Below are 11,689 nucleotides of genomic sequence, written 5' to 3'. Positions count from 1 at the left end.
CCTCCGGAATACCCGAAAGGCCTTTTTTATATCCAACAATGGCAAAACTCACCACTCCCTAAAACGGCAGATCGTCGTCATCAGCGGTTGAGCTGATATCGGCTGGGGCTGCATATTCTGGTGTGCTGGCTGTGCCCGCGCTGCCCAATGCGTTCAGTTTCCAAAGCTGCAGGGAGTTAAAATAGGTTTTTTTGCCTGTTTTATCTGTCCACGGGCGGCCACGCAGGTTAAAGAAAACTTCTACGTCTTCGCCAACCTTTACATTATCCAGCAACGCGCAACGATCCTGTATAGCTTCAAATTTCAAATACTCGGGATATTGTGGGTTCTCGATATATTCAAGTATTAATTCTCTCTTTTTTAACGACTCCGTAACCTGTGTGGTTGGAGACACTTCATACACTTTACCTTTGATTTCCATAGTTCCGAAATATTTAAAATGTAAAGTTAGCAGTAAGAAATTAAAACCGGGATTATTTATTCATAAATTCGCAAAATATATCATGCAAGTTTTCCACACCGAGAGTAAAATCATAATCACCTGCAACAAAAGGCTTTCGCCTTACCTGCAGCAGGAAGTTGAAGCACTGGGCTTTACGCCCACCCGTGTTTTCCAAACAGGCGTTGAGTTAGTTGGTACCGTTACCGATACCATTGCGCTTAACCTTAACCTGCGCTGCGCAAGCCAGGTGCTATATCTATTAAAAAGCTTTACGGCCGAAGACCCCAACCAGCTTTACGATGAGCTGGTACAAATAGAATGGGAAAAGCTGATAGATTTTACCGGCTATTTTTCGGTAACATCAAACGTAAATAACGAGCACATCCTTACCCCGTTATTTGCCAACGTAAAGGTAAAAGATGCCATTGTTGATAGGATAAAAGCGCAAAAAGGCATCCGCCCAAACAGTGGTGCCGAAGCCAACAAAACCGTTATAAGCCTGTACTGGCAGGATGAGAAGGCCGATATCTATATAGATACATCGGGCGAAACCCTGGCCAAGCACAGCTACCGCAAAATACCTGGCAAGGCCCCAATGCTGGAAGCGCTGGCGGCTTCGACCATCATCGCTACCAAATGGGATATGAAGAGCACCTTCATCAACCCGATGTGTGGCTCGGGCACTTTAGCTATCGAAGCGGCTTTGCTGGCTACCGATAAGCATCCCGGCTTGTTCCGCATGAATTATGGCTTTATGCACATTATGGGTTATGATGAGCAGGTATTTTTTGTAGAACGCCGTAAGTTGAAGGATAAAGCAAAAAAGGCCGTCGATTTTAAAATAATCGCTACAGATATTTCTGATGACGCCGTGGATATTGCCCGCAAAAATGCAAATACTGCCGGCGTAGAACATTTAATAGAGTTTAGCGTTTGTGATTTTGCGGATACGGAAGTACCGGAAGGCCCGGGCGTGGTAATGTTTAACCCCGAGTATGGCGAGCGCCTTGGCGTACACACCAAGCTGGAGCTGACCTATGCCCGCGTTGGCGATTACCTTAAAAAGAAATGTGGCGGCTATCGCGGTTACGTTTTTACAGGTAACCCGGACCTTGCCAAGAAGATTGGCCTGCGCCCTACCCGCAAAATTGAATTTTATAACGGCAAGTTAGATTGCCGCCTGTTTGAGTACGAGTTGTACGAGGGCAGCAAACGCGAACCAAAAGTAGATTAAATGAAGAAGCTATTAATTATTGCCCTGTTATTATCATCGGTTTATTGCAAAGCACAGGAAGGCGACCTGGCGTTCCCTTTCCAAGGGGGCAGCCCGGTAATGACACGCTTTTTTAAAGATAGCCTGCAAATTGGCAATGATATAAAAGCGAAAAAAGCTACCGGTATGGCGGTGTTTAAATTCACGGCAGATATTAGTGGCAACATCCAAAAAATTGTGATCTATTATGCCGATGATTACTTGCTAACCATGCCCGTGATACAAGCGCTGAAAAAATCGACCAAAAAATGGATCATCCCGAACAAGGAGAAATTCCATGATTTTATCATCCCGTTCTCTATCGGTTACAACAGTCCATCATCCGGCGAAGCCGAAGTGCAAAAAGCGGCCTACGATTTTTACAGCACCCGCAAACCCATTGTATCTAACGACCAGATCCCACTAAATTCGGCGACCTTGCTACCAACCATCGTAATTAAGTACGACTTGTAGCCGAGTCCCAGGTAATGGCTCAAAGTCATTCAGTCATTTTTCCCGCAAAAACCACTGCAAATTTTACCGGTAGTTTTTGCGGTATTTTATCTTCTCAAAAGGCGCATTTTTTGCTAAAAGAGCATATTCTCTCCGGGCAAAGCCAATTATCCGCGCTTCCCATCAAAAAATTTCTATCTGTTTTTTTAGCCTGTGTATTATTTGAAAAAAAATTAACCAAAACCTAACAAAACAAAATCCCCCTGCAATGTATTCTCGTTTATATGATAATTATCAATCCCCTGTAAACGAAACGATGAAGAACTTATTGAATTTCAAGGTAAAAGCAGTAGCAGCCAACATCCGCAGCAAGCGCGAAGAATTAAATTACACGCAGGAATATTTGGCCGCCAAGCTTAATATCTCGCAAAACGCGTATAGTAAAATTGAATTGGGTTACACCAAAATAACGCTCGAACGCCTATTCCAAATTGCCGACGTTTTGGAAACAGAGCTGATGGAACTTATCAAAACCGAAAATGCCGAAGCCGCATAATTTCTTTTTATAAGCTAATTCTTCTCCCCTGATAAATATATTTGCAGCAAATTGTAAAAGATGAGCGCAGCAGATATTATAGCCCAAACCACCGTTTTTGTACAGGATACCCTAAAAAACGCCGAAGGAGGCCACGACTGGTGGCACATTCAGCGTGTACATACCAATGCCAAACGCATTGCCCAAACCGAAAATGCCGATATCCTGATCGTTGAGCTTGCTGCCCTGTTGCATGATATTGCCGATAGTAAATTCAACAACGGAGATGAAGAAATAGGCCCCAAAACCGCCGGCGATTTCCTTACCAGCATTCATGTTGATACTACAATTGTTGAACATGTTCAGCAGATCATCAGGCACATGTCGTTCAAATCAAGCTTTGATAAAACCACCTTTCACTCGCCGGAACTGGCTGTTGTACAGGATGCCGACAGGCTGGATGCCATTGGAGCTATTGGCATTGCCCGCGCATTTACTTATGGTGGTTTTAAAGGCCGCGAAATATACAACCCCGAACTAAAGCCCAATCTTAACATGAGCAAGGCGGAGTATAAAAACACCACCGCCCCTACCATCAACCACTTTTACGAAAAGCTTTTACTGCTGAAAGATAAAATGAACACCGAAACCGGTAAGCAAATGGCACAGCAACGCCACGAGTTTATGGAGCACTATTTACAGCAGTTTTACAACGAAGTACAGTAATTAACCATTTCTATTATATCATGATGAATAAAGCCCCCCTTATTCTTTTTGCAGCATCCCTGTTTATTTGCAAAGCCGGCGTCGCGCAGGACACACTTAAAAAGCAGCGGTTCAATTTCCATTTTCAACAAACGGTAATTACTCAGTCTAAACTGGGTTTTAGCGCGCCTTACACCGGAGATAATAGCCTCTCCACCCTAAAAGAAACCCAAACCTCGCTAACCACTACCTTTTTTGGTGGTGCACGATTGTGGAAAGGGGCATCTGCCTATTTTAATCCTGAGATGTCGGGCGGTTCGGGCCTCAGTAAAACGCTTGGCGTAGCCGGTTTCCCAAATGGCGAAACCTTTAGGGTTGGCGGTGCGGAACCTAAAATTTATATAGCCCGCCTGTATCTCTCTCAAAATTTTGAATGGGGTACCGAAAAAGATACCCTTGCCGATGATGTGAACCAGTTAGCAGGACTAAGAAGTAAACGCTACTTCAACTTCACCATTGGTAAATTTGGCATGGCCGATTTTTTTGATGGTAACGAATTTAGTCACGACGCCCGCTCGCAGTTTATGAACTGGAGCTTGATGGATAACGGCGCCTGGGATTACCCCGCCAATACCCGCGGCTATGTAATGGGTGCCATGGCCGAACTTGGCCAGCCTACCTGGGCCCTGCGCTTTGCCTTCACCATGACCACTACATCTGCCAACGGTGCCATTTGGGATCAGCAAGTAGCTCATGCCAACACCCAGGCCCTCGAATACGAAAAACGCTACACACTTAACGGGCGCAAGGGCACTGTAAGGCTACTGGGCTTCCGCAATAACGGCAAAATGGGCGATTATCGCCTCGCGCTGGCTAAAAACCCGGTTAACCCTGAAGTGGATACCAATTTGGTTTACGGCAAGCACAAGTTTGGCTTTGGCATTAGCGCCGACCAATACCTGGGCGATAACTTTGGTGTATTTGCTAAAGCCAGTTATAACGATGGCAAAACCGAAACCTGGGCATTTACAGAGATAGACCGCTCGGTGAGTTTAGGCGCTGTGCTAAAAGGCGGCAACTGGAACCGTAAAGATGATGAACTTGGGCTGGCATTTGTTGGCAACGGCATATCTAAACCGCACCGCGATTACCTGGCGGCAGGCGGCTATGGCTTTATAATCGGCGATGGCAAGCTAAACTACGCTACCGAGCTGATAGCGGAGCTTTACTACAAGATTAACGCCTACCAGGGTAAACTTTGGCTCACGCCCGATTACCAGTTTATTGCTAACCCCGCTTACAACCGCGACAGGGGGCCTGTGAACGTATTTTCGCTGCGGGCGCACGTAGAATTTTAAGCAATAGATTTGGCTGTTGCAACGTTTATTTTTGCGCATGTTAAACTAAGGGCTGCTAATCAAGTCCGTATATAAAAAAAGACCCGACCCATAGATGAGAAAAGCATTTTTCGCAATAGCCCTTTTAATAATCAGTGTTACAGCATTCGGCCAGGTAAAAAATAACGTTACCAAATCGTCCATCACGTTTAAAATAAAAAACTTAGGCATTAATACCGGTGGCAAAATTGGCGTTATGCAGGCAAATGTGTCGTTCGACCCGGCAAAGCTGGCTTCCAGTAAAATTGATGCTGTTGCCGATATGACCACCATTACTACCGATAACGAGATGCGCGATAACCACATCAAAAACGAGAATTATTTTGATGTGGTTAAATACCCAAAGATCACCATGTCGTCGGTATCGTTCACCCGTAAAAACACCGACAACTATATCGGCAAGTTCAATATCACTATAAAAGATAAAACCAAGGTGATTGATGTGCCTTTTAGTTACATCACAAATGCAACCACTGCCTACTTAAATGGCAGCTTTAAAATTAGCCGCGCCGATTTCGGCATCGGCGGCAGCACAATGACATTGGCAGACGAAGCCACCATTAACGTGGAAGTGGAGACCGCTAAGTAACCCTACGTTATTCATAACAATAACTTAACCTGGCATAGCCGCGCAGGCTGCAAAATCATCGCATACAAAGTGTAACTTTACACTATGAATTTGCGTGTATTAGTGCTTATTAACTCCGCGGCGGTAGCCATCAGCCTTTCGGCCGTAAATTATTATTTTCAGCATAAGTGGTACGATATGATGATCACCTTTCTGGTGACCCTCATCAGCAGCTACATCGTATTTTACTACCTGATAGAAAAATACATCTACTCCAAAATAAAGCTCATTTATAAACTCATCCACAACCTAAAACTGGGCCGCGACCTGCGCGATGCACTTGGCGAACACGTAAGCGCCAACCCGATAAAAGATGTGGAAGAAGAAGTAAAAGAATGGGCCATGTTAAAAAAGATAGAAGTTGACGAATTGAAGAAACAAGAACGTTTCCGCCGCGATTTCCTTTCCAACATCTCGCACGAGTTTAAAACACCGCTTTTTGCTATTCAGGGTTATATTGAGGCTTTACAGGATGATGAATTTGAGGATAAAGAACTCGCGGCCAACTTTTTGGAGAAAGCCTCAAAAAATGTAGACCGACTGAGTTACCTGATCAAAGACCTGGATGAGATCTCCAAGCTTGAATCAGGCGAGATCCCTATCAATTACAGCAAGTTTAAAATAAACGACCTGATAAAAGATGTGTTTGAATCGCTGGAGCTAAAGGCAAAACACCACAACATCAGGCTTACCTTTAAGCAGAAGTATGATGATGGCATCTACGTAAATGCCGACCGCGAGAAGATTCGCCAGGTGCTGGTAAACCTTATAGACAACTCCTTTAAATACGGTAAAGAAGGCGGCGAAACCTCGGTAAGCATCTTCACCCTGCACGAGCAGGTGCTGGTAGAGGTTACCGATGATGGTATGGGTATCGAAGAAAAATTCCTTCCCCGCCTTTTCGAGCGCTTTTTCCGTACCGATACCAGCAGGTCGCGGCAAATTGGCGGCTCGGGATTGGGCTTGGCCATTGTAAAACATATTATAGAAGCACACCAGCAAACCATCAACGTTCGCAGTACCGAGGGATTGGGTTCCACCTTTGGATTCACCCTACAAAAAACCAAGCAGATCTTACCTTTCCCAAATATACCAGTGTTAAAAAGTTAACATTAACTTAACATTGCAACCGTACCTTTACACCAAATAATAAAAAAATGTCACTTAACAGTATTTTCCAGTACTTCGTCCCTAAGGACAAAAAAACCTTCTTCCCTTTGTTTGAGCAGGCTGCAAGCAACGTAGTTACCATGGCAACTATCTTAGTGGAGGCCGTTAACAGCAATAACCCGGCTACTCAGGAAGAATTGTTCAGGCAGATAGATAAACTGGAAAACAAAGGCGATGAGCTAACCCACCAGATATACCTGGAACTGGGCAAAAACTTCATCACCCCGTTTGATCGCGAGGATATCCACGCTTTAGCTACCGCTATTGATGATGTTGCCGATTATATACATGGCGCAGCCAACCGCATGAGCCTTTACAAGATAGATGATTTTAACGAGCATATCCGCAAGTTATCAGACCTTATCCTTCAAGCAGCCGGCGACCTGGAGAAAGCAGTACGCGAATTAAAAGATCTGCGCAATGTACGCGCTATTGCAGATTCATGCATCCGTATAAACAGTGTAGAGAACCAGGCCGATTACGTTTTCGACCGCGCTGTTGCCGACCTGTTCTTATACGAAACAGATGCTATCCGTCTGATAAAATACAAAGAGATATTAGCCGCATTAGAAACCGCTACCGATATGTGCGAAGATGCTGCCAATGTAATGGAATCAATTTTAGTTAAAAACGCCTAAGCATATACTTATTTTATAATAAATGGTTACCACCTTATTAGTTGCTGTAGTTGCCCTGGCACTCATATTTGATTATACCAACGGCTTCCACGATGCGGCCAACTCTATAGCAACCATAGTTTCAACAAAAGTATTAACACCTTTTCAGGCGGTGTTGCTTGCCGCGGTATTTAACTTTGCCGCTTACTTTTTTATAAAAGACCACAAAGTTGCCAATACCGTTGCCAAAATTGTAGTAGAGCAATACATTACCCTGCATGTTATATTAGCCGGGCTTATTGCGGCCATTACCTGGAACCTGGTTACCTGGTGGTTTGGCATCCCCTCAAGTTCGTCGCACACACTTATTGGTGGTTTTGCAGGTGCAGGTATCACCAATGCCTTATACCTGGGCGCACCGGCATTAAGCGCTGTAAACGCCCACTATATATTAACCATTGTAGCATATATTGTACTGGCTCCTTTTATAGGCTTAATTGTGGCCTATATTATCACCATATTGATACTGCACATTTGCAAGCGCGCCAGGCCGGCAGTTGCCGAGCGTTGGTTTAAAAGGCTGCAACTGGTTTCTGCGGCTATGCTTAGCTTTGCACATGGCACCAACGATGCCCAAAAAGTAATGGGTATTTTATACGTAGCGCTAATTGCATCAAAGGTGATCCACAGTGGCGCACCAATGCCCGAGTGGGTACCACTGGCCTGTTATTCGGCCATATCACTGGGTACCATGAGCGGCGGTTGGAAGATCGTAAAAACCATGGGATCAAAGATCACCAAGATAACCCCGCTGGAAGGCGTTGCCGCTGAAACAGCAGGTGCGCTTACCCTGTTCATGACGGAGCGTTTGGCTATCCCTGTATCTACCACACACACTATTACCGGTTCCATCATAGGCGTAGGCTTAACCAAGCGCGTATCTGCTGTGCGCTGGGGCGTAACCATTAACCTGGTTTGGGCTTGGATAATTACCATACCTATCTCCGCTTTAATTGCAGGGCTTGTTTTTGTGCTGATACATCTGATAGGATAAGCGTATCTTGGCAGTAGATTTGCTTAATACGTATTATGAAAAAATCCTTACTGTTTATCCCGTTACTATTTATATTATTTTCCGGCTGCGATACGCTTAACCAGGTAGCCCAAAGCACCATACAGCAATATGGCAACCCCACCAGCCTGGAGATAGGCAACGGGCTTAAGCAGGCGCTTGAAATTGGTACCGGCAAAAGTTCTGACCAGCTATCTGCTATTGACGGTTTCTTTGCAAACGCCGCCATCAAAATACTTTTCCCGCCCGAAGCACAAAAGGCCGAAAAAACCCTGCGCAGCATTGGCTTGGGCAAATTGGCCGATAATGTGATACTATCGCTTAACCGTGCTGCAGAAGATGCGGCTAAAGGCGCTAAACCCGTATTTGTTGCCGCCATTAAGCAAATGACCATACAGGATGTTACCAACATACTTTTGGGTAACCAGGATGCCGCAACACAATACTTTAAACGCACCACGTCCCTGCAGCTGGCTGCCAACTTTAAGCCTATTATACAAGCAAGCCTTAACAAGGTAGGCGCCACCAAATACTATGGCGATGCCGCTACTGCTTATAACAAGGTTCCGTTTGTAACTAAATTAAACCCCGATATAAGCGATTACGTGATGCAAAAGGCTATTGATGGTTTATTTGTTGAGGTAGCAAAAGAAGAGCTTAATATTCGCTCAAACCTATCGGCACGTACTACACCGCTGTTGCAAAAGGTATTTGGGTATTACGATAAGAATAAAAGATAAAATCGTTCCCGCATAAACCGGAGAAATCGGCGGGGTTTATTTGATCAAAAATTCCAGCTGTAGTATTTTTTCCTCGGGCTTACCATTTTTATTCCCAACCCATTTAGGGCCGTCGGCTATCAGGCTTACGGCCTTTTTATTTGCCGCAGGGCTTAGCCCTTTAACCACGGTAATATTACTTACAGCGCCTGTTGGGCTCACGGTAAATTTAATTTCTACCACGCCGGGCTTTTCACCAGCCGGTAAATAGCTTTGTTGCGCAAGATATAACTGGTACATTACCCAGCCTTTTTGAGGGTGAGCTAAATTGCTTACAGCACCTGCCGAATTTGAATAACCAAGGCCCGGCGCATCATTTACAGTGTTTACGTTCGCTTTCATCGCTACCGTATTAGACAGGCCATTGCCCACACTTAATCTTTTAGATTCAAACCCTGAGTAAGATACTTCAACGGTTTCCTTTTCTGCGGTGGCAGGCAGCTTATATACACCTTTAGCATCGGTTTGGGTAACAATAGCAGGTTTACCGTCTACCTTAATGGTAGCGCCAGCCATCGGCGTTCCTTCGGTGTTGGTAACGGTACCCGTAAAATACCCCGGTGGCAGGTTCAGCTTGCTTAGTTCGTACGCGCTGTTATCCGTGCGCTTATCTTTAATGATAGCCACACCCTCCGCCTTACTGACCAGCGGCTGAGACCTCGGCTTCTTTGTAATAGCCACCGTAAGCGGCATCTCTGCGCTATCTTTTTGTTTGGCTATTGCGCTAATTACCATTTCATCCAAAGGAGTGTTTTCGGCATTAGTCGCAGAAGCGGGTGCCGTGGCTATCCCGGCAAGTGCCGGCGGTTCTTCCGCGTCGTCAAGTGTTGAGGGCACCTTTTTGAGTACATCAACTTGCTTGTTTGCTACAGCTGGTGCATACCTATTTCCTAAGCCAGAAGATATCACCGTTTTTTTCTGTGGTTGTAATGCGGCCATGCTGCTTGCCTCAGTTTCCGTTGTAACAGGGGCATTAGCAACAGTATCTGCATTAATCTTTGGCAATTCGGTTACCTGCGCCGTTTGCATAGGTTTAGCCGGATCGTTACCTCCTTTGTAGAGCAAGCCAACTACTATCATAAAACCTACAACACCTGCAGCTATAGATATGGTTGTCCACGGGATAATGCGGCGCTCTTTTTTATTTACCCTTGCTTTTAGCTGCCCGGCCAACAGATCAAGGTTTGCCTGCTGGTTGCCGCTATTCTGGTAGCCCTCCAGCGCGTCCATCAAAAACGGATCGTGCTGAGCCTCACGTTCCAGCCGGTGCATAGCTTTGGCGTCAAGCTCCCCGTTAAGGTACTTCTGTATCTGCAATATGTTGGCCCTCTGCTTATCCACCGTGTTTCTCCAGGCAAAGCTTTAAATTGCGTTTGCCGTTTTGTATATAGCTCTTTACTTCGTTTAAGGTGTAACCGGTTAGTTCTGCAATTTCTTTATAGCACTTCTCATCTAAATAAAACAAACGCACGCTTTGTTTTTGCGCGGGTATCAATTTATTCATGCAGCGCTCTAATGCCTGCAAAGCTTCCTCCTTATTACTATCATTATCATCAGGATGCAAAACCGGGCTAAATTCCATAAACTCATCCATCCCAACGGTAGGTAATTTTTTATCTGCCCGCAATTGCATCAAACAATGGTTACGGCTAAGCACGTACAGCCAGCTCCTAAACTGTTTTACCTCGTGCTGTTTTACCTTTGCCACCAGCTCTTCAAATATCCCCATCACCGCATCGCGGGCAAGTTCTTCATCCTTCAGGTACTTCAGGCAAACACCAAAAACCAAGGGCATATGCCTTTCATACAGCTTCCCCAGTACGCTTATATCGGCGTTTAGGCGATAGCTGTTAACCAGCTCTTCATCTGCGGTATCATCGGGCCTAACTGGTTTTCTGAAGAAGTTCATTAAAGCCACAAAATAAGTTTTTTTTTATGGTTTATGGAAATTTGCTTTCGGCTGCATTCTACCTACAAAAATTTAACATTATGAAAAACTTTGTATTACTCGTCTTAATAATGGCCATCGGCCTCAGCGGATTTCGCACAAACGACACCCGCACTATCACCGGAACGGTAATTTCAATTGACGATAACCTACCCATTCCGGGAGCTACCGTAAAGGTAAAAGGCACCACAATTGGCACCCAAACCACTACTATCGGTAAATTTTCGTTAAAGGTTCCCTAGTCGGCGACAACCTTGGTGGTGAGTTTCCCGGGATATACCACGCAGGAAGTAGCGATCGGCCAAAGCGATACGATCAACATATTAATGAAATCATCCTTTGTGCCGAATGTTACCGTGCTGAATTTATCCGCCTGATAGAAAGTGCAAGGTTATTGGCCAAGACAGCGATGGTGAAAAGATGAGGTGGAGGAATAGGCTTCTACCTACCGAATAAGGCGGCTATATCCGCTTGGGGTGGAAATATGATTTAAGCGATAGTTAATAGCTATCTCTTTTTTTTATTCCTTTTTTTGCCTCATTTACAACCACAGGGTGTAAACACCCTGCTTACAGGGTTGATTATAAGCAATTTAAACAATAATAACACCCCTCAAAATAGGGCTAATCTATTGCCAAATATTATTTTATCCATTTGCAATTTTACATGCCAGTTTAAATTATTATAATCA

General features: G+C 44.8%; 14 protein-coding genes. 11 read left to right on the top strand and 3 right to left on the bottom strand.

What is annotated here, in order from left to right; translation table 11 throughout:
• Window positions 1-58: 58 nt before the first annotated feature.
• Window positions 59-421: a DUF3127 domain-containing protein gene (locus ABIX36_RS04880; protein WP_128535183.1), complete on the bottom strand. Its 363-nt coding sequence runs from the start codon at window positions 419-421 to the stop codon at window positions 59-61.
• 82 nt (window positions 422-503) lie between these two features.
• On the opposite strand from ABIX36_RS04880, the gene ABIX36_RS04875 reads away from it, so the two are divergent.
• The 10 genes from ABIX36_RS04875 to ABIX36_RS04830 all read left to right on the top strand — a co-directional run bounded on the left by ABIX36_RS04875 (window position 504) and on the right by ABIX36_RS04830 (window position 9,011).
• Window positions 504-1,676: a class I SAM-dependent RNA methyltransferase gene (locus tag ABIX36_RS04875; protein WP_348081040.1), complete on the top strand. Its 1,173-nt coding sequence runs from the start codon at window positions 504-506 to the stop codon at window positions 1,674-1,676.
• A complete protein-coding gene (locus tag ABIX36_RS04870; protein WP_348081039.1) occupies window positions 1,677-2,168 on the top strand; it encodes a hypothetical protein in 492 nt (163 codons plus the stop codon). It abuts the gene before it with no gap.
• A 247-nt stretch (window positions 2,169-2,415) separates the two neighbouring features.
• Window positions 2,416-2,703 (top strand): helix-turn-helix transcriptional regulator, encoded by a 288-nt coding sequence (locus ABIX36_RS04865; RefSeq protein WP_348081038.1) that lies wholly within the window; start codon window positions 2,416-2,418, stop codon window positions 2,701-2,703.
• A gap of 60 nt (window positions 2,704-2,763) precedes the next feature.
• Complete coding sequence (locus tag ABIX36_RS04860; protein WP_348081037.1) at window positions 2,764-3,408, top strand: HD domain-containing protein; 645 nt, start codon at window positions 2,764-2,766, stop codon at window positions 3,406-3,408.
• 20 nt (window positions 3,409-3,428) lie between these two features.
• Window positions 3,429-4,745 (top strand): carbohydrate porin, encoded by a 1,317-nt coding sequence (locus ABIX36_RS04855; protein WP_348081036.1) that lies wholly within the window; start codon window positions 3,429-3,431, stop codon window positions 4,743-4,745.
• A 94-nt stretch (window positions 4,746-4,839) separates the two neighbouring features.
• Window positions 4,840-5,373, top strand: coding sequence for a YceI family protein (locus ABIX36_RS04850; RefSeq protein ID WP_348081035.1), 534 nt, complete (start codon window positions 4,840-4,842; stop codon window positions 5,371-5,373).
• Between the two features lie 84 nt (window positions 5,374-5,457).
• Window positions 5,458-6,522: an ATP-binding protein gene (locus tag ABIX36_RS04845; protein WP_348081034.1), complete on the top strand. Its 1,065-nt coding sequence runs from the start codon at window positions 5,458-5,460 to the stop codon at window positions 6,520-6,522.
• Window positions 6,523-6,569: 47 nt separating this feature from the next.
• Window positions 6,570-7,220, top strand: a complete 651-nt coding sequence (locus ABIX36_RS04840) for a DUF47 family protein (RefSeq protein ID WP_348081033.1) — start codon at window positions 6,570-6,572, stop codon at window positions 7,218-7,220.
• Window positions 7,221-7,242: 22 nt separating this feature from the next.
• Window positions 7,243-8,253: an inorganic phosphate transporter gene (locus tag ABIX36_RS04835; RefSeq protein WP_348081032.1), complete on the top strand. Its 1,011-nt coding sequence runs from the start codon at window positions 7,243-7,245 to the stop codon at window positions 8,251-8,253.
• Between the two features lie 35 nt (window positions 8,254-8,288).
• Window positions 8,289-9,011, top strand: a complete 723-nt coding sequence (locus tag ABIX36_RS04830; RefSeq protein WP_348081031.1) for a DUF4197 domain-containing protein — start codon at window positions 8,289-8,291, stop codon at window positions 9,009-9,011.
• 36 nt (window positions 9,012-9,047) lie between these two features.
• Here ABIX36_RS04830 and ABIX36_RS04825 read toward each other — a convergent pair whose 3' ends face one another.
• Window positions 9,048-10,391: a carboxypeptidase regulatory-like domain-containing protein gene (locus tag ABIX36_RS04825; RefSeq protein WP_348081030.1), complete on the bottom strand. Its 1,344-nt coding sequence runs from the start codon at window positions 10,389-10,391 to the stop codon at window positions 9,048-9,050.
• Window positions 10,384-10,959: a sigma-70 family RNA polymerase sigma factor gene (locus tag ABIX36_RS04820; protein WP_348081029.1), complete on the bottom strand. Its 576-nt coding sequence runs from the start codon at window positions 10,957-10,959 to the stop codon at window positions 10,384-10,386. Before ABIX36_RS04820 ends, ABIX36_RS04825 begins: the two co-directional genes overlap by 8 nt.
• An 80-nt stretch (window positions 10,960-11,039) precedes the next feature.
• On the opposite strand from ABIX36_RS04820, the gene ABIX36_RS04815 reads away from it, so the two are divergent.
• Window positions 11,040-11,240 carry a carboxypeptidase-like regulatory domain-containing protein gene (locus tag ABIX36_RS04815; RefSeq protein WP_348081028.1) on the top strand — a complete coding sequence of 67 codons (201 nt, stop codon included), beginning with the start codon at window positions 11,040-11,042 and terminating at the stop codon, window positions 11,238-11,240.
• Window positions 11,241-11,689 lie beyond the last annotated feature (449 nt).

It is taken from the genome of Mucilaginibacter sp., from assembly GCF_039925265.1.
Lineage (GTDB): Bacteria > Bacteroidota > Bacteroidia > Sphingobacteriales > Sphingobacteriaceae > Mucilaginibacter.
Note: the sequence above shows the minus strand (reverse complement) of the source record. Positions and strands in the feature narration are given on the sequence as shown.

Excerpts from the sequence above, each read along its gene's own strand:
- ABIX36_RS04880 (WP_128535183.1), bottom strand. The coding sequence starts at position 421 with ATGGAAATCAAAGGTAAAGTGTATGAAGTGTCTCCAACCACACAGGTT.
- ABIX36_RS04875 (WP_348081040.1), top strand. The coding sequence starts at position 504 with ATGCAAGTTTTCCACACCGAGAGTAAAATCATAATCACCTGCAACAAA.
- ABIX36_RS04870 (WP_348081039.1), top strand. The coding sequence starts at position 1,677 with ATGAAGAAGCTATTAATTATTGCCCTGTTATTATCATCGGTTTATTGC.
- ABIX36_RS04865 (WP_348081038.1), top strand. The coding sequence starts at position 2,416 with ATGTATTCTCGTTTATATGATAATTATCAATCCCCTGTAAACGAAACG.
- ABIX36_RS04860 (WP_348081037.1), top strand. The coding sequence starts at position 2,764 with ATGAGCGCAGCAGATATTATAGCCCAAACCACCGTTTTTGTACAGGAT.
- ABIX36_RS04855 (WP_348081036.1), top strand. The coding sequence starts at position 3,429 with ATGATGAATAAAGCCCCCCTTATTCTTTTTGCAGCATCCCTGTTTATT.
- ABIX36_RS04850 (WP_348081035.1), top strand. The coding sequence starts at position 4,840 with ATGAGAAAAGCATTTTTCGCAATAGCCCTTTTAATAATCAGTGTTACA.
- ABIX36_RS04845 (WP_348081034.1), top strand. The coding sequence starts at position 5,458 with ATGAATTTGCGTGTATTAGTGCTTATTAACTCCGCGGCGGTAGCCATC.
- ABIX36_RS04840 (WP_348081033.1), top strand. The coding sequence starts at position 6,570 with ATGTCACTTAACAGTATTTTCCAGTACTTCGTCCCTAAGGACAAAAAA.
- ABIX36_RS04835 (WP_348081032.1), top strand. The coding sequence starts at position 7,243 with ATGGTTACCACCTTATTAGTTGCTGTAGTTGCCCTGGCACTCATATTT.
- ABIX36_RS04830 (WP_348081031.1), top strand. The coding sequence starts at position 8,289 with ATGAAAAAATCCTTACTGTTTATCCCGTTACTATTTATATTATTTTCC.
- ABIX36_RS04820 (WP_348081029.1), bottom strand. The coding sequence starts at position 10,959 with ATGAACTTCTTCAGAAAACCAGTTAGGCCCGATGATACCGCAGATGAA.
- ABIX36_RS04815 (WP_348081028.1), top strand. The coding sequence starts at position 11,040 with ATGAAAAACTTTGTATTACTCGTCTTAATAATGGCCATCGGCCTCAGC.